The sequence below is a fragment of the Micromonospora reichwaldensis genome, from assembly GCF_031845925.1.
Taxonomy (GTDB): Bacteria; Actinomycetota; Actinomycetes; order Mycobacteriales; family Micromonosporaceae; genus Micromonospora; species Micromonospora reichwaldensis.
In genome coordinates this window covers 1-17278 of sequence record NZ_JAVRFL010000037.1, presented here as the reverse complement: position 1 = coordinate 17278, position 17278 = coordinate 1, and the positions used below count along the sequence as shown (strand labels likewise).

The window sequence follows — 17278 nt, the reverse complement described above, 5'->3', positions numbered from 1 at the left end:
CACACCTGTCAAGGAGCACGGTGCCTGTTGACAGAGTTGTCGGACGATGCTCTTATTGACCCCGCCACGTTCACAGTTGGAGGAAAACGATGCGCAAGACCACGACCCTCGCCCTGCTCGCCACCGCCGTCGTCGCGCTGGGCTGCAGCTCCGGCGGTACCGACGACGCGAGCAGCTCGGGCGGCAGCGACGGGGTGGCCAAGGGCGACGACAAGGCGGCGAAGAGCGCGAAGGTCGGCCAGCCGGCGCGGGACGGGAAGTTCGAGTTCACGGTGAAGTCGTCCAAGTGCGGCGTCGCCAAGGTCGGCGACAGCGTGCTCGGCGAGAAGGCCCAGGGCCAGTTCTGCCTGATCACGATCAACGTGAAGAACATCGGCAAGGAAGCGCAGATGTTCGACGGCAGCAGCCAGAAGGCGTACGCGGCCGACGGCACCGAGTACTCCTCCGACACCGGCGCCGCCATCTACGCCAACAAGAACGCCGAGACGTTCCTCAACGACATCAACCCCGGCAACCAGGTCACCGGCGTCGTGGTCTTCGACATCCCCAAGAAGGTCAAGCTCACCAAGCTCGAACTGCACGACTCGCCGTTCTCCGGCGGCGTCACCGTCGCCCTGGGCTGACCGCCCGCCGTCTGGTCGGGGCGGGCGATCCCGCCCGCCCCGCCTTCAGCCCCCTTCGCCCGCGAGTTCCCAGCAGGAGAACCGTTGAACGAGCCCAGCACGCCCATGCCATCCGACCAGCCGGCTGCGTCGCCGCACCCCGTGATGCCAACTGCCGATACGACGAACCAGGAACGCGAAACGTCCCAACGTCTTCAGATGGGGCGGAAGCAGCGCCGGAATCTGCTGGCTGCGGCTGCCATAGGGATCGTGGTCCTACTTACGGCGGTGGGGATCGGCCTCGCGGTGAGCCAAGGGTCCGGCGACTCCGACGGAACCCCGAAGGCGAAGGAGGCGACCTTCCTAGAGGAGGCCAGGGAAGGCTGCGGCGACTCCGCCCTGCCGTACGCGGAGCTCGGAGACGAAGGCAGGACCTTAACCCTGCGAAGCAGCGGCAAGGAAGACGCGGGTCTCACCTGGGCTCAGCTGGAGTGCTTCTGGACCGCGCTGGAAGTCCCGGACTCCATCCGGGCGGAAATCGAGACCACGCGTGCACTCGACGGCCGGCAGACCGGCGAGTGGAACGGCAAGCGGGCCTCGTGGACGTATCACCCCGACAACGGCCTCCGGATGGTCGTGACCCTCACCGACTGAACGGCACCGCTTTCGCGCAATGCACCCCGCCCATCCCAACTCCATCCATGTCTCAGTCACGAGACGTCAGGAGGAGTCCGTGCACCGAGCTGGTCGGCCGGCGCCCGGACCTGTCCTTCGCCCACGTGAAGGGACACAGCGGCCACGCGCTCAACGAGGCCGCCGACGGCCTGTCCCACATGGCCCGCCGCCGGGTCGGCGAGCCCTTCGACGTACGCCTGCGGGCGCACGCCCTGGTCGACGCGTTCCTGCCGACTGGCACACCACGGTCGCGCCCTGATCCCCCCACTCTCACGCCTGGAGACGGTCATGCTCCTCCCCCGCCACGCCGCCACCGTTCAGTCGCCGGCTTCCTCGCTCCTTCGTCGGGCCGGGTCCCGCCGGGTCTGCGTCCCGCTGGCCACCGCCGCGCTGGCGGCCGTCGTCCTGACCGGCTGCGGCGAGGACCGGAAGGCCACGGGTAGCGCGTCAACGCCCTCGGCCAGTCCGTCCGCCACCGCGAGCGCGTCCCCGACGCCCAGCCCGACGCTGCAGCCGGACCGGGACGGCGACGGGATGCCCGACGGCCTCGACCCGTACCCGGACGACCCGAAGAACGTCCCCCAGCAGGGGCCGATCACCGTCTCGTGCGACACCGGCCAGGACTGGGATTCCGTGCTCACGATCGCCCCCGGCGTGGGCGGCCGCCCCGACTTCAGTCAGGTCTGGCTGGCGAAGCCGAGCTCGTGCGAGGTGGAGGGGACGGTCGCCATCGTCACCGCCACCGAGCAGGCCGCCTACAAGACGTCCGGCTACGACGACCAGGACATCTCGATGCTGTACGAGATCTGCGCCAGCGTCGACCCGGACGATGTCTACGCCGAGCCGGGGTTCGCCGCCAGCCCTGCGCAGATCGGCGAGATCAACGGTGCGCTGACGCTCTGCCCGAAGCACCCGTACGCGAAGAAGTGGCGCGAGGCGGTCAGGCGCGGTCAGGGCGACGTCAAGCTCGAGGCGCAGGGGCGGCTGTTCGGGCCGGGCACCTTCCGGGTCGGCAAGGAGATCAAGCCGGGCACCTACGTCGCCACCGACGTCGATGGCTGCTACTGGGAGCGGCAGAACGCCTCCGGCCGGATCATCGACAACTACTTCACCAACAGTGCCCGGCGGGTGCAGGTCACCATCCGCTCCTCGGACTACGCGTTCAGCTCCGAGAGGTGCGGCGAGTGGCGCCCCGCCCGCTGAGCCCCTGGTTGACCCAGCGAAGCAAGTCCAACTCCAGGGCCACCCGCGCTGCACATCCGTCCGCCCCAGACAGGAGTCACCGTGACCCACCAGTCCGGCTACGGTCCATACCGGCCTTCGCCACCGGTGCCGGCCCTTCCCCCGCCACCAAGCCCGCCGTACGGCTACCCGGCGACCCATGTTGTCGTGCAGGTTCCGCCGGCCTCCGGCGTCGCCGTGGCGTCGATGGTGCTCGGGATTCTCGGCGTCCTCGGCGGGTGGTGCCTGTTCGGGCTGCCGTGCCTGCTCGCCGTCATTCTCGGCCACGTCGGCCTGCACGAGACCCGCGACAACACGAAGTCGGGGCGAGGCATGGCCGTCGCGGGCCTGGTCCTCGGCTACGTCTTCGTCGTCCCGATGATCCTACTCACGATCATGGTCTTCTTCGGCGGGCTGATCGGCGCGGCCACCCCCTCCACCACCCCCACCTCCTGAGCGAAGGACGGACCGCCATGCCGACCGACCAGAACCGCCACCCGGAGCCGGACGACGACGTCGTGCTCGGCGTGAACGCGTTTCAGATCATGGCGCGCCGGTACGTCGAACACCGGCTCGCCCAACTGTCCCCCCGGCCCGAGGACGCCGACGCCCGCCTGCGCGGACTGCTCGCCATCTACGAGGACCTCACCAGCAAGGGGCACCCCGATCCGTTGACGCTGCTGGCCAGCGTGCTGGGCATCCCCGTCGACACGCTGGTGATCCACCTGCGGGCGGCCGGTCGCGACGAGCGCCCACCACGGTGACCTGCGCCGTCATTCGAGATCGCCGAGCATGCGCCGGGCTGCGAGAAGCCGGTTACCGTTGAGGGGCGCGACGCCCCGGCCCGCCTGGTCCCACCGCTCCACCGACCAGCGTCCCTTGTCCCGTCGTACGGTGACCTGGCCATGGGGCCCGACGCCGTGCCATACGGCGCCACGCAGGGAAACCCCGAAACTGCCGCGGTCGAACAATCCGACCTTGCGCATCTGCAGGCAGGTGGGGCACCGGCCGTCGGGCGACGCGACGCACCGGCCGCAGAGCCGTCCCCAGCACAGGGCGCACGGCTTCACGGGGTCGGGGCAGGCGGGGCAGGTGGCGGTCATGCAGGTGCTGCACACCGCGACCCGCCGCACCAGGTGCTTCAGCCGACAGACGTAAGCCTGGTGCAACCGCTCGCCGGTCACAGCGTCGGGGAGGTAGCCGGCGGTTTCCCCGGCCGGGACCTGGTAGGCGATGGCCAGGGTCTCGCCGGTGACGAGGCGCCACTCCTCCTCGACGTTCAGCCCGACGGTCAGGTCGGCCTCGCTGACCCGACGGTTCGCCGCCCGCTGCCGTAGCGCGGCGAGCAGCACGGCCGGCAGTTTCCCGTCGGCAGGGGCAGGAGCGGCAGGCGTGGTGTCCGGCATGACGGCCGCGATGGCGGCGGCCGGAGACAGCGCGGCCCGCCGCGGCTGGCCGAACGGCAGCCGGGTGATTTGGCGGGCGACCCGGCGGGTGAGCGGGGTGGCGCCCAGGAGCTTCGGCCCGCGCAGGTCCTGCGGCGATGTGTGCGCGGCGAGCGTCACCATCGTGTGTGCGCCGAGCAACTCGACGCCGAGCGCGCCGCGCGCCAGGTCGAGCTCCGCGTCCTCGGTCAGCTGGTACCAGGTGGGGGCGTCGGCGTCGTGACGGACGCCCAGCAGCGCGTGGCGTCCGACGGCCGCGACGACCACCGACCAGCCGTCGAGGTCGGCGGCACAGACGACCTCGGGCGCCGGATGCCAGCCGGCGCGCACCCAGGAGGCCGCCGTCAGCGGGACCTGCCATTCGACCGTCTCCTCGTGGACCTGGATGCCGAGCGCCCGCCGGCGCACCAGGCCGCGCGGGGTGACGGCGACCGTGGTATCGGTGTGCTGGCGGCAGGCGATGGCCACCCCCGGCGCCAGCGACGAGGGGGCGGCGGCTGTGGTCCCGCGGATCAGCTTCCGCCGGGCGGGCGGGGCGGACGCGGGCACCCGTACCACCTGGCCGAGCGCGTCGGCGAGGTCGGCGCGCAACTCCGGGTCCACGCCGTTGTCGGACGGCATCCCGGCCAGCGAGGAGGCGTTGCCGGCACGCCGCCGGCCGTCGGTCTGCACCAACCACTGGAAGGTGGTGCCCGCGTCGTAGGTGAGCACCAGCCAGTCCGGAGACACGGGCGCCGGCCGGCCGGCGGCGGTGCGCAGGTCCACGTCCCCGGTGCCGGCGAGCGCGGCCGCGCCCAGCCGCAGCCGGAGCAGCTCGGGATCGTCGGCGGTCGCGGTCTCCCACCGCTCGAGCCCGGAGACTCCGATGACCGCGATCTCGCTGCGATGCACGCCCCGCAGCACCGCGACGGTGCCCGACGCGTCCTGGCCGATAAGGACGGTGAGCCCGTCCACGTGCAGCTCTGCGGGCAGTCGCGCGGCTTGTTCGGCGGTTGCGGGCGTCAGTTGCGAGCAGGTCAGGCAGAAAGGGCCCGACCGGCAGGAGACGCAGACGGCCCGGTCGCAGAGTTCGCAGGCGCGGACGGGCAGGTGTCGGGCGCAGTCGCCGCAGGACGTGTCGCCGCACCGGGCGCACCGGGTCTCCACTACCGCTGCGGGGTCTTCGGATCGGCACGCCCCGCACGCCGGCCGGCTGCACGAGCGGCAGCCGGTGACGACGCCGTCCATGCCGCAGCAGGGGCCGTAGGCGCGGTGGCACACGGGGCAGTCGGCGCGCCGCTCGCCGGCGAAGAGGTGGCCGCGGCTGTCGACCGAGACGTCGCGCTCGGCCACGGTGCCGTCGGCCAGGGCCACGGTGAGTGGCTCGCCGGGCCGCAGGAACGCGTGGTTCGCCATCAGCCGGGAATCCATCGGTGGGGCCGGTGCGATCAGGTAGCGGCGGGTCACGACCCCATACGGCGACTGCCAGCGCTCGTCCACCGTCACGTATTCACCCATCGGCACAGAGGTGCAGGGCTCCGCCAGCCCGGCGAGGACCTCCCGCAGTCGATCGTCGTCGACTGGTACCGCCCCTGCGAACTCCGTCGAGGGCGGCTCGGCGGAGAGCAAGCGAGTTTCCGGTTCCCCCTCCCCCTCGGTGAGCAGGGCGTGGGACGTGGCGGAGCGGCGTACGACGGTGACGCCGTCGGCGGGGGTGCTGTAGCGCAGTTCGTCGGCGGGTGGGGCCTGCCACGGGTGGCGTACGACGGCCCGGGTGGGCGGCAACCCTGCCCCGGACACCAGTCGGGCCAGCTGTTCCTCCGCCCCGACGGTGGCCCCGGGCACACCGGGGACGAACAGGGTGCTGCTGTGGCTGCCGTCGGTGAGCAGGCACACGTACGACCGGTGCACCCCGTCGACCTCGACGCTCACCGGGCCGACGGCAGCGCCGGCAACCGGCCGGCAGTACGCGCTGACCTCGTGCTGGCTGGGGCTCAGCGGCTGGGTTTCCTCGCCGGCGAGCAGCGGCTGGCGGTCGCCCTCGTGCCACAACTCCCGGTAATGGAACTGCCCGTCCACGAGGTCGACCCGCAGCACGACCGCGAAGGGCACCGCCGCGACCGCTGGCGCTACGGGCGCCGGGTCGCGTCGCCGCAGGTCGGCCAGGAGGGTCGTGAATCCGGCCGCGCCCTCGCCTGTGACCTCCGGGCCGTCCAGCTCGGGCAGCAGGTCGACCACGCTGGCGTCGACGTCGGTGCGAGCATGTTCCTGCCAGGTCCACCAGACCGACGGCTGCACGTGTGCCCACGCGCTCCCGGCAGTCAGTTCTGCGGACGCGACGGGCGGTGTCGCGGCGACCAGCCCCGCGCCGGCCGGCAGGTGCAGGCGGGCGGCGAGACCGCGCAGCCGGGCTCGAGCGGGGTCGCGGACGTCCCGGTCGGGCACCACGGTGAGGCGGGTGCCGTGCTCGTCCACCGCGACGGCGTGCCGCTCCCCCACCAGCAGGTACGCGCTACCGCCCAGCCGCCAGCCGTGCTCCCAGTCGGTGTCGAGGTCGGGCGCTCGGCGCGGCCGGGCGCAGTCGGTGCAGAGCATGCCAACAGGTCGGCAGGTGGCGCAGGCACCACGACCGCAGCCGGCGCACGCCTGCACGGAGCGCGTGGGACCGCAGGCGCCGCACCAGTCGGTCACGCAGACCTGGCAGCCGTGCAGGGCCCCGCGGTCGACGACGTGCGCGCCGCCGCACAGCGCAAGGGTCCCGACCTTGGTGCCGGTCGCCTCGCAGACGAGCGTCTGGTTGAACAGGGTGCCGGTCCAGGGGTACCGGATCTCGCGGGTCACCCCGCTGGCGTGCTGCCAGGTTTCCACCACCACGAGCCGCGCGGAGCCGTGCATCTCCAGGGTGAGCAGCTCCGCCCGCAGTTCGGTGTCGGCCGCCGGCGGCGCGGGCCGCCGGGCCGCCTCGATGGCGCGTTCCAGCTGCCGCTCCCACTCCTCCATGTCGAGGTATGCCTGAATGTCCCGGCGCTTGTTCCAGGACTTCCGGGCCGCGCCGAGCTGCTTCTCCAGGTTTGCGACCAGTCCCTCCTGTGCCTCCCGGCGGCGCCGCTCCTCGGCCTGCCGAGCCTCGTGCAGGTGCTGTCGCAGCTGGACGGCGGCCTGCCGGTCCACGCCGTCCAGCACCGCCCGCTCGGGAAGGGTGGCCGGCATCGGTGCCCCGTCGAGAAGGGGCGTTCGGCGCTCGTCGGCGGGCACCGGGGTGCCGACTTCGACGGTGACGAGCTGCTGATTGCCACTGGTGGCGCCCTCCTGCACCCGGTACGTGGCGCGGGCCGACCAGCCGTCGTCAGGTTCCACCCGCCGCTTGACGAGCTGCACGTCGGCGGCGTGCCGGAACACGGGGCGCTGGTGCAGGTTCGGCAGCACCGCGACGGTCCCGGACAGGTCGCCCCGGTCGCGGAGCACCTCCAGCAGCTCGTCGAACAGCTCCGACCCGACGACGCAGAGCTGGGCCTCGGGATGGTGGTCCAGGGCGGCGTTGCTGAAGGCCAGGAAGAGCTCGTCCCGGCCGCCGAAGGCGGCGGCGAGGTCCGGCGGCAGCGAGGCGACAGTGAACCCCTCCGACGGGTGCGTCAGCGTGGCACCGGCTGCCTCCAGGAACGACCGCACGAAGCGTTCGAGATCCTTCTGCCGGCGGCGCGGCTGGGCGGCCGGTTGCGGCAGCAGCTCGCGAGCCTCGGGCTGCGCCGCCCGCCTGCGGCGTTCCTCGTTGCGTTGGGCGAGCCAGTCGCTGAGCCCGGCGTCGGCCGTCATCATCGTCATGGCCCGGCCGCGGGCCTGTTCGAGCTGGGTGCCGAGCTCGTCGAGCCGCCGTTGCATGGTGTAGTCGCTCTTGGCGTACAACGCCTCCAGCACCCGCTGCTCCATGCTGGAGTCCTGGGTGCCCTCAAGCTCGCCGAGAACAGTCACGACCTGCCCGAACAGCAGCTCGAACATCGCCAGCTTGTCGTGCAGCAGCCGATAGACGGACTCGTCGAGGGTGTCCCGGGCAAAGAGGTTGGCGATGTACACGTTGCGGGTCTGGGTCAGCCGGTGGACGCGGCCGATCCGCTGCTCGACCCGCATCGGGTTCCACGGCAGGTCGTAGTTGAGAACGCAGTTGCTGACCTGCAGGTTCTGACCCTCGGCCCCGGCATCGGTGGAAACGAGGACCTGGGCGCGTCCGGACTTGAAGTCGGCGACCGAGGCGCTTCGAGCCGCGTGGCTCATGCTGCCGTGGAACGGCGCCGCGACGATGCCCTCGGCGTCAAGCAGGCGGAGGATGCCGCCGAGCGTGTCGGTGTGCTGGGTGAAGACCAGCACACGGCCGTGTTCGTCCAGCCAGCGGCGGACGACCTTCAGGGCGGCCTGCTCCCGGGACGTGTGGCGGATGTCGCCGGCGAGGTGGCCGATCTCGGACAGGGTCCGCTTCAACGCCGGGTCGGATTCGCGTTCGGCCATCCGCAGGGCGCTACGGGAGACGGCCTGGGGTGAGGCGGTGAGCCGCAGCGCGAGCTGTCGGCGGCGCATGGTGTCGGCCGGACCGGTCATCCGGTGGCGGAGAGTGTGCAGTAGCAGGTCGTAGAGCTGACGTTCGGGGGTGGTCAGCCGCACCCCGTGGTCCTGGGGTGGCATCCGGTGTACCCGGTCGACGCCGGCCTGCTGCCGGGTGGTGCGGACGACGACGCTGCTGATCAGCTTGCGCAGTTCAGGGGCGTTGACCGGCTTGCGGGGGTCGTGGCCGTCGACGAACCGGCGGGCGAAGTCGCGTTCGGAGTCGAAGGTGCCGGGTCGGAGCAGCTCGACGAGTCGGTAGAGCTCAAGAAGGTTGTTCTGCACCGGAGTGGCGGACAGGAACAGGGCCCGGGGCGCCCCGGCGACGATGTCTCCGATGATGGCCCGGGTTTTGCGGGCGCCGGCGCCGGAGAGGCGATGGGCCTCGTCCACGATCACCAGATCGAAGCGCGCGCCGAGACGGTCGGCGTTGCGTAGCACGAGCTGCAGGGTCATGATGAGCCGGTCCTGCGCGAAGGCTTGGGCGTCCTGGCCGCTGGCGACGACCGTGAAGTCCTCGTCGAACTTGTCCCGCAGCTCCTCGCGCCACTGGTCCCGCAACGGCGCCGGGCAGATGATCAGCACCCGCTGGGCGAGGCCCCGCAGAATCAACTCCTTGAGGATCAGGCCGGCTTCGACCGTCTTGCCGAGGCCCACCTCATCGGCGAGGATGCCGCGCCCGCCCATCCGGGTCAGGACGGTGCGGGCCGCCGCCTCCTGGTGCGGCATGTGCTCAATGTGCGCGGCGTCGATCGCGAGTAGTTCGTCGAACTGGTCCAGGGTGGCCAGCCGCTCCCCGTCCAGCCGCATCCGTACGGCGTCGGCCGGATCCCAACCCCGCTTACGCAGCGCGTCGGCCATGTGGCTGTGGGCGCTGTTGAGGAACCCGATCTCGCCTTGCCAGGTGTACTCGTCACGGCCCCGTAACCGGTACCGGGTTCCGGTGCTGCCTCGCCGCTGCAGGCGAATGGCGCCGCCGCTGACGGCAGCGGCGCCCGTGGCGACCGGTCCCGCGACTGGTGTCCCGGCCCAGCTGGGCAGGCGGGGCGCTGAGGACAGCCGGGTCCCGGGAGCCAGGACGAGCAGCCGAAGGCTCTCCCCGCCCCGGCGCTCCAGACGCAGCAGCCCGCCGACACGCCCCGTGTCCTGCAGGTACTCGGCCAGCGTCTCGCTCACCAGTCGGCGGCGGCCCGCGATCCAGGCCACGGACAGGGACTCCTCGTCCACCACCAGGGCCAGGTCGGCCGAGTGCTTGGGCAGCCCCAGTCGGACGCTCTCGGCGGGGCCGAGCGGGACCTCACCGGTCTCCAGCAGTTCCTCGGTGAGGACCCGCTCGACACTCGCCACCTCACCCACGCCGGCCTCCCAACCGTTCCTGCCCGGCATCGGTGATGGCCAGACTCGTGTAGCTCCTGCTGTCGCGCTCGATCTGATCACGGATGAGCAGTCCGTCCCCGACCAGCCGGCCGGTCGCCTCGTCCCACCGGCGGTCAGCGCCGCGCACGTGGCGCAGGGCACCGAACTGGGGACACCGCCGCAACCCGGCCCCGATGGGGTGGCCGCCGGCCAGCACCTCTACGCCCAGGACCGCGGCCTTCAGCCCGGCGACGCCGTAGCGACCGGTACGCAGGGTCGACGCCCACGCGACGGCCTGCAGGACCGTCAGCTCGACGTTTACCAACTGCTCGGGGTCAGGCACCGCGGACGAGGGCAGGTCGTGCCACGGGGATGTGCCCCCGCAGTTGTCACACGCCTCGTGCTCGACACCGCACGAGTACGGCGGAAAGCCGAAGTAGTCGACCACGGCCGCGCGACGGCAGCGGACGCCGTCGAGGTACGAGATCATCGCGTCGAGCTGCCGGCGCTGCCAGACGTTCCAGCGGCGGATCTCCCGCTGCAACGCGTCGCTCTCCACCCGGACGCTGAGCAGCCGCAGCCTGCGGTACCGCCGCGACGACGAGAAGGTGACCAGCCGGTCGAGCGACCACGCGACGAGGTCACGTTCCAGCTCGTCGGGGTCGACACCGTGTTCTTCCTCGAGGCGGTCGAAGTCGATCCGGCTGCCCACCAGCGGCCGTAGTTTCAGCAGCACGGACAGCTCGCGGAACCGGCGCCGCTGCTGAAGGTCCTCCGGTTCGCGGTTGCCGACATGCACCGTGCCCCGGGCCGAGCAATCCGGGAGCTGTTCCACCGCGCCGGCGCGTTCCAGCCAGCCCAGCAGCACGTTCAACTCGTCCGGCTCGACCGCGACCGCCTCGGCCAACTCCTCCTGGTCGAACACGACGTCGCCACCGCGGCGGCGCTGGGTCAGCAGCAGCTCCAGCACCCGGTGGGCCTGGCCGAGCCGGTGGGCGTCCGAAGTGTCGGCGACCTGGGCACGACGACGGGCGACGTCCCCACCGCTGTACAGCAAGACGCACTGGCCGCGCAGGTCGGCCGAACGCGCCGCCCGGCCCGCCTCCTGCACGTACGCGTCCAGCGACTCGGGCATGTCGTAGTGCACGACCCAGCCGACGTCGGGCTTGTTGACGCCCATGCCGAACGCCTTCGTGGCGACGATGACCTGGGTGGTACCGGCGAGAAAGTCGTCCTGGACGGCCTCACGCTGCTCCGGCACCATCCCCGCGTGATAGTGCCGGGCCCGCACACCGGCGCGACGCAGCAGCGCGGCCACCTCCTCCGTCACCGCCCGGCGGGAGGCGTAGACGATGCCCGGCGACGAGCCCATCGCCATGGTGATCCGCAGCAACTCCCGGGCGCGTTCCCGCTCGCCACCGACCCGGGTGACCTGGAAGCGCAGGTTCGGGCGGTCGGCCGGTCGACTGACGGCCACGGGGTCGGACAACTCCAGCGCGCGAACGACGTCCTGCAGCACCGGTGTCGTGGCCGTGGCTGTCAGGGCCATCCGCGGGGCCCGGGACAGGTGCGCGACCGCGCGGGACACCTGTCGGAACTCCGGCCGGAAGTCGTGCCCCCAGGCGCTGACGCAGTGCGCCTCATCGACCACCAGACCGCCCAGGTCCTGGCGCTCCAGTGCCACCCGCAGCACCGGATCCCGGACCAGTCTCTCCGGTGAGACGTACAGCAGGCGCACCTTCCCGGCCGCCAGGTCCCGCAGGATCTCGTTGCGGACAGCGGCGGGGGTGTTGCCGGTGATGCCCTGGACGCCGCGCAGGCCGCGGCGACCCCGCAGGTCGTCCACCTGGTCCTTGATCAGGGCGACGAGCGGGCTGACCACCACCGTCGCCCGCTCCTCGGGGCGCAACAGCGCCGGCAACTGGAAGCAGAGGGACTTGCCGGTGCCGGTCGGCAGCACCCCTACGGTGTCCACGCCGGCCAGGTGTGCGCGCATCAACTCCACCTGGGCATCCCGCAGCTCCTCCACGCCGAAGAGCAGCCTTGCGGCCTCGCGCAATTTCGGCTCGGGGTCCTCGCCGGGCTGCAGACGCAGTCGCAGCAGGGCGGTGTCCACGTCGCTGCGGGCCAGGGACAGGGCATCGGTGAGGTCGGGCGTCTCGCCCGTGACGAACTCCAGGGCGAACCGCCACGCGTCGTCGCGGTCGGCGGCATGGTGGATCGCGGGACCGGGCAGCGTGGACAGCAGCAGCCGGTTCGCCGTACCAGGCGACTGCATCCGCCGGTCATAGACCAAGGCGACGCCCCGGTCGGTTTCACTGCGGATCAGCCGGCCGAAGCCCTGCGCCAGCAGCACAGCGGTCTTCGGCACCAGGTAGTCCAGGAACGGATCACCGCCCCGGTCGGCCGCCGCGCGGGCCCGGGCGCTGACCACAGCATCGTCGGGATGGGGATACGGCGGCTTTTCGATCACGAGGTAGCTGAGCGTCTCGCCGGGGGCGTCAAAGCCCTGCCAGTAAGACCGCAGCCCGTACACGACGCTCCCCGGCTCCGCCCGGAACCGCTCGGAGATCTCCGCCCGGCCGGCCTCGCCCTGAACGAGCAGGTGCACACCCCGCTCGGCGAGCGGTTCCGACTGTTGCCGAACCAGGTCGGCCACCGCCTCCATCCGCCGGCGCGCCGCAAACAACGTCATCGCGCGGCCGCCGGTCAGGGACAGCAGACCAACCTGGTCACGGGCGAACTCCTCGACGAACTCCCGTTCCTGACCGGGCACCGGCACAGGCAGGTGGTTGGTGAGCACGACCGCGGACTGGGCCGCATAGTCGTACGGGCTGCACAACTGCCTCCCGTCGAAGACGCCCGGCTCCGCGCTACCCCGCTCCACCCGGATCCCCAGCCGGTCGGCCAGGTAGTCGAAGGTGCCGCCGGTGGTCAGGGTCGCGCTGGCGAGAGTCACGCTCCGTGCCGGACGGACGATGCCGTCAGCGAACGCCGGACCGACGTCGACCGGAATGCACTCGAAGGACCAGTCGACCTGCCGCGGCTCTTCGACCGCGCCGTCGATCGCAGCTCCGGTCTCGGGCAGATGATCCGTCCGGATTCCGGCCTTCGGGTCGAGCAGGCCGGAGAGCCGGTAGACCCAGAGGTGCTCGTCGGGAAGGTCACGAAGCCGCCCGAGCACTTCACCAACCTCCCGGACGGCGCGAAGCAGCCCAACGACGCGGGTCAGCACCGCCTTCAGGGGCATGCGTGCGCGTTGGCTCGCCTCGGGCAGCCGGGCCCGGGCCCGCGTCTCGAGCCCGGTCAGCTCGTCGGTCAGCTCGCGCAGGCCACGGCTCATCTGCCGCACCTCGTCGACCAACTGCCGGTATTCCGGCCGGGTCTGCACGACCCCCGTCCGGAAGACGGCGGATCGCGTCGCTCCGCCATACTCGTGCAGGTATCGCTGCACGACGTCCGTGAGCCGGTCGCCGTCCTTGCGCAACTGCCGCGCCATGGCCGGCAGCCTGCGCTCGCGGCGCAGGTCCAACCCGTGCGCCGCGAGCCGTCGCAGGTGCCGGTCCAGTCCGCTCTTGCCGTCGATCCGGGTCGCCAGGGCGACGATCTCGCGACGACCGACCGCCTCCGTCCAAGCGGCCGTCAGCGAGTCCTCCAGCTCGTGCGCCTCGTCGAACACCAGGTCACCACGGCCCTCGGCGAGCACGTCGCCCGGGCTCGGGTGCCCCTGTTGGGCGAGCTTCGCCCAACTCGCGATCAAGGCGTGGTTGACCGCTAGGAGGCCGGGCCGTTCCCGCAGCCCGACCAGGCGGGTGAACAGTGGGCATCGAGTCACCCAGGCACAATCATGCCGTTCGCAGGAGGGGGCATCGGTGCGCAGAGTGTCCCGCAGTCCGCGGTAGTCCAGGCTCACGCGGGTGATGTCCGTGTCCGCGACGTCGTCCCACACTCCGGCCTCCCCGACGGCGAGGGCCCGGACAGCGACGGCCAACGCCAGCCAGTGGTCGGCGCCGGCGCTCTCGTCGGAGGACTCCAGCGCCGCGGCGATCTCTCGGGAGCAGAGATAGTTCGCAACCCCGAACAGTTGACGGAACGGCGCGTGGAGGAGGCCCTCGCCACGCAGGCGGGTCACGTCCCGTCGCAGTTGTTGCTGTAGGACCTTCGTCGCGGTGGCCACCACCACGGGCTGTTCTCGGCCGGCCCGTCCCCCGGCCGGCGTGAGGTAGGCCAGCGACTTGCCCGTGCCCGTCGGCGCCTCGATCGCGAGCAAACCACCCGCGTCGAGAACCTCGGCGACCGCTCCGGCCATCTCCCGCTGCGCCGGCCGCGCCGCGTAACCACGCTCGCCCAACTGGCCGAACACCTGGCGGACGGCATCGGCCGCCGTACGGTATTCAGGTCCGGCCGCCGGCTCGAGCAGTGGATCCGGGGCACAGAGCAGCACATCCCGCACGCCCTGCGGCAACGGTGCCTCGGGCAACAGGCTGGCCAGAGGCGAGCCGCCAGCAACGAGGCACGCCCGAGCCAGTTGCCAGGACCCGTCTGCGCTGTCGACCTTGCCGACGAGGATCCGCAGACAGTCGGCCACCGCCCGCGCTGCCCCCAGCACATCCTGCTCTGGGTACGCGACACCGAGGAGCGCGCACACCTCGCTCAGTCGTCCGCTCGGCCGGGTGGGCTCGTGCAGCAACGTCAGGATCCGCAGATCTGATCGAGCCTCAGGCAGGCACCGGAGGATGTCGTCCGGCATCCGAGCCCACAGATGGCTGGTCAGGCCAAAGCCCACCAAGCCAGCGGCGCCGGCGACGAACTCGCGAATCATTCCCGGCCGGTCCGGTCCCGCAGCGAAGACGCGGGCTTCATGGTCACGCATCCGTATGACGGCCAGATCCACCTCGTCACCGCACCTGGAAAGCCCCGGCATCACGACGACGAGATCGTCCAGCGGAACTGCCACGGGCGGTTTTGCCGTGTGCCACGCCAGGCCGGCGTCCGCGTGGTCAACTGAGGTCGGGGTTGACCGCTCGCGATCAGCAGACGACGCAGGGCGCGGCGGGAAACTGAGACGGTTGTGGGCGTCCATGACGAACGCCAGAGGGAAGCGTTCCGGCAGTTTCGCCACCCGGACGGCGGTCAACACGATGCCGCTTTCCCGTAGGACGTTGACGATCTCGTCCGGTGTGAGGGGCCCCCGTTGGGCGATCACATCGCAGGCTGCAGCAACGTTCGGGGGCAAAGCCCGAGAATCCATAGCGCTCACTCCCCGTAGCTGCCCCTGTCGCTGCGGCGGGGCCAAGCCGCAGTGGACCCGCGAGGCAGGCCCCTGCCGTACATCGACCCGCCCGTTGTCCGGGCCAGCGCTCGTCGACCACGCAGGAGGACTGCGCCTTGCGGGCCGTCCGGCGAGTCAGCGAGCGACCCAACCTTGCCAGATACACATCCGGTCGGGATCGCCCGGATGGACGTACCGTGCCCAGCGAAGCTGCGTTCAATTTCACCGAGTCGGTCCTCAAACCTCCCGGGCCCGGGCACGCGACCCCTGCTCATTCGGCAAGCACTGCCGCGCAAGAAGAAATAGCGTACGGCGGCCGGGCCGTCGCACCTCGTGTCGGATGCCCGACACCGCGGGCGACAACTACTGGGGCTACATGACCCTCAACTACTTCGCCCCGGACCGCCGGTACGCCTACGACCGCTCGCCGGGCGGGCCGACCCGGGAGTTCCAGCAGATGGTGAAGGCGTTCCACGACGCCGGGATCAAGGTGCTCCTCGACGTGGTCTATAGCCACACCGGCGAGGGCGGTGTCTACAGCTCCGGCGGGTCGAACGTCTACGACATCGTCTCCTGGCGTGGGCTGGACAACCCCACCCACTACTCGCTCACCGCCGCCCCGCAGTCCTCCTGGGACAACACCGGCGTCGGCGGCAACTACAACACCTACAATTCGGTCGCCCAGGACCTGATCGTCGACTCGCTGGCGTACTGGAAGAACACGCTCGGGGTCGATGGCTTCCGGCACGACCTCGCCTCGGTGCTCGGCAACACCTGCCAGCACGGCTGCTTCTCCTACAGCCGCACCGACCCGAACACCGCACTCAACCGGATCACCCGGGAGATGCCGCCCCGACCGGGCGGCGGGGGCACCGGCGTCGACTGGATCGCCGAGCCGTGGGCCCTCGGCGCCGGGACCTATCAGGTGGGCAACTTCCCCGCCGGTTGGTCGGAGTGGAGCGGGCAGTACCGGGACACGCTGCGCCGCGACCAGAACAAGCTCGGCGTCAGCCCGGTCACCCCGGGCCAACTCGCTGACCGGTTCGCCGGCTCCTCCAACCTCTTCGGCGACGACGGCCGACGACCGTGGAACTCGGTGAACTTCATGGTCGCCCACGACGGGTTCACCCTGGCCGACCTGTACGCCTGCAACAGCAAGAACAACAACCAGGCGTGGCCGTACGGGCCGTCGGACGGCGACAGCGACAGCGACAGCGACGACAACATCTCCTGGGACCACGGCGGGATCGCCGCCGACCAGCGCCGGGCCGCCCGCAACGGGCACGCCTTCCTGATACTGTCGGCCGGCACCCCGATGGTCACCGGCGGCGACGAGGTGCTGCGCGGCATCCGCTGCAACAACAACCCGTACAACCTGGACTCGTCGGCGAACTGGCTGGGCTGGAGTCCGACTGCCGAGCAGAGCACCTTCCGCACCTTCGCCTCCCGGCTGGCCGCCTTCCGTCACGCGCACCCGGCGCTACGGCCGGCGAACTTCTACTCCGCCGCCGACACCAACGGCAACGGGCTGGCCCAGCTGGCCTGGTTCACCCCGGCCGGCACCAGCCCGGACGGCGCGTACTGGGGCAACGCCAACAACCACGCGCTGGTTGGCGAATCGACGGCACCGAGTTCGGCAACCCGGCCCCGGCGATCTACGTCGGCTACAACGGCTGGTCCAGGGACGTGAACTTCATTCTGCCGTCCCCGGGAGCCGGGAAGAGCTGGTACCGGGTCACCGACACCGCCACCTGGGCGGAGGGCGCCAACCAGGCCGCCGTACCCGGGTCGGAGACGCTGCTCGGCGGTCAGGGCGCAACTACCTGCTGCGCGGTCGCAGCCTGCTGCTGCTCATCGCCCGCTGACCCAAAAGGCGGTGCGCCGCCGTCGAACTGGGAGCGACGGGCGCGCCTACGCGTCAACCCTCGCAACTCACGCCGAACGGCGTCAGGTCAGGGGGAGTGCGGCCACGGCCTGAATCTCGATGAGCAGGTGCGGGTGGGGTAGCTGGTGCACGGCGACGGTGGTGCGGGTGGGTCCGGTGGCGTCGAAGTACTCGGCCCAGACCTGGTTGTAGCCGCCGAAGTCGTTCATGTTGACGAGGTAGGTGGTGACCTGCACGAGGTCGCTCAGGT

10 protein-coding genes are annotated in these 17278 nt (G+C 71.3%); 7 read left to right on the top strand and 3 right to left on the bottom strand.

Annotation, left to right across the window (positions count from 1 at the left end):
• Window positions 1–89 precede the first annotated feature (89 nt).
• The 5 genes from RM555_RS25225 (at window position 90) to RM555_RS25205 (ending at window position 3262) form a co-directional block, all read left to right on the top strand.
• The gene (locus tag RM555_RS25225) at window positions 90–623 is read left to right on the top strand and encodes a DUF4352 domain-containing protein (RefSeq protein ID WP_311414069.1); all 534 of its coding nucleotides are present in this window, start codon (window positions 90–92) and stop codon (window positions 621–623) included.
• 84 nt (window positions 624–707) lie between these two features.
• On the top strand, window positions 708–1256 hold the full coding sequence (locus RM555_RS25220; RefSeq protein WP_311414068.1) for a hypothetical protein: 549 nt from the start codon (window positions 708–710) through the stop codon (window positions 1254–1256).
• 309 nt (window positions 1257–1565) lie between these two features.
• Window positions 1566–2480, top strand: coding sequence for a hypothetical protein (locus RM555_RS25215; protein ID WP_311414067.1), 915 nt, complete (start codon window positions 1566–1568; stop codon window positions 2478–2480).
• Between the two features lie 186 nt (window positions 2481–2666).
• On the top strand, window positions 2667–2954 hold the full coding sequence (locus RM555_RS25210; protein ID WP_311414066.1) for a DUF4190 domain-containing protein: 288 nt from the start codon (window positions 2667–2669) through the stop codon (window positions 2952–2954).
• A 17-nt stretch (window positions 2955–2971) separates the two neighbouring features.
• Window positions 2972–3262: a hypothetical protein gene (locus RM555_RS25205; protein WP_311414065.1), complete on the top strand. Its 291-nt coding sequence runs from the start codon at window positions 2972–2974 to the stop codon at window positions 3260–3262.
• Window positions 3263–3271: 9 nt separating this feature from the next.
• Here the strand turns inward: RM555_RS25205 and RM555_RS25200 are convergent, their stop codons facing one another.
• A complete protein-coding gene (locus RM555_RS25200; RefSeq protein ID WP_311414064.1) occupies window positions 3272–9871 on the bottom strand; it encodes an SNF2-related protein in 6600 nt (2199 codons plus the stop codon).
• Window positions 9864–15122, bottom strand: coding sequence for a RecQ family ATP-dependent DNA helicase (locus RM555_RS25195; RefSeq protein ID WP_311414063.1), 5259 nt, complete (start codon window positions 15120–15122; stop codon window positions 9864–9866). The genes RM555_RS25200 and RM555_RS25195 overlap by 8 nt, the downstream gene beginning before the upstream one ends.
• A gap of 361 nt (window positions 15123–15483) precedes the next feature.
• Here RM555_RS25195 and RM555_RS25190 point away from each other — a divergent pair, with 361 nt between their 5' ends.
• Window positions 15484–16833 (top strand): alpha-amylase family glycosyl hydrolase, encoded by a 1350-nt coding sequence (locus RM555_RS25190; protein WP_311414062.1) that lies wholly within the window; start codon window positions 15484–15486, stop codon window positions 16831–16833.
• A complete protein-coding gene (locus tag RM555_RS31075) occupies window positions 16725–17150 on the top strand; it encodes a hypothetical protein (protein WP_396888840.1) in 426 nt (141 codons plus the stop codon). The genes RM555_RS25190 and RM555_RS31075 overlap by 109 nt, the downstream gene beginning before the upstream one ends.
• Here the strand turns inward: RM555_RS31075 and RM555_RS25185 are convergent.
• Window positions 17091–17278 (bottom strand): RidA family protein (locus tag RM555_RS25185; protein WP_311414061.1); only part of this gene is annotated, 188 nt, incomplete at its 5' end. The two genes, RM555_RS31075 and RM555_RS25185, sit on opposite strands and share 60 nt — an antisense overlap.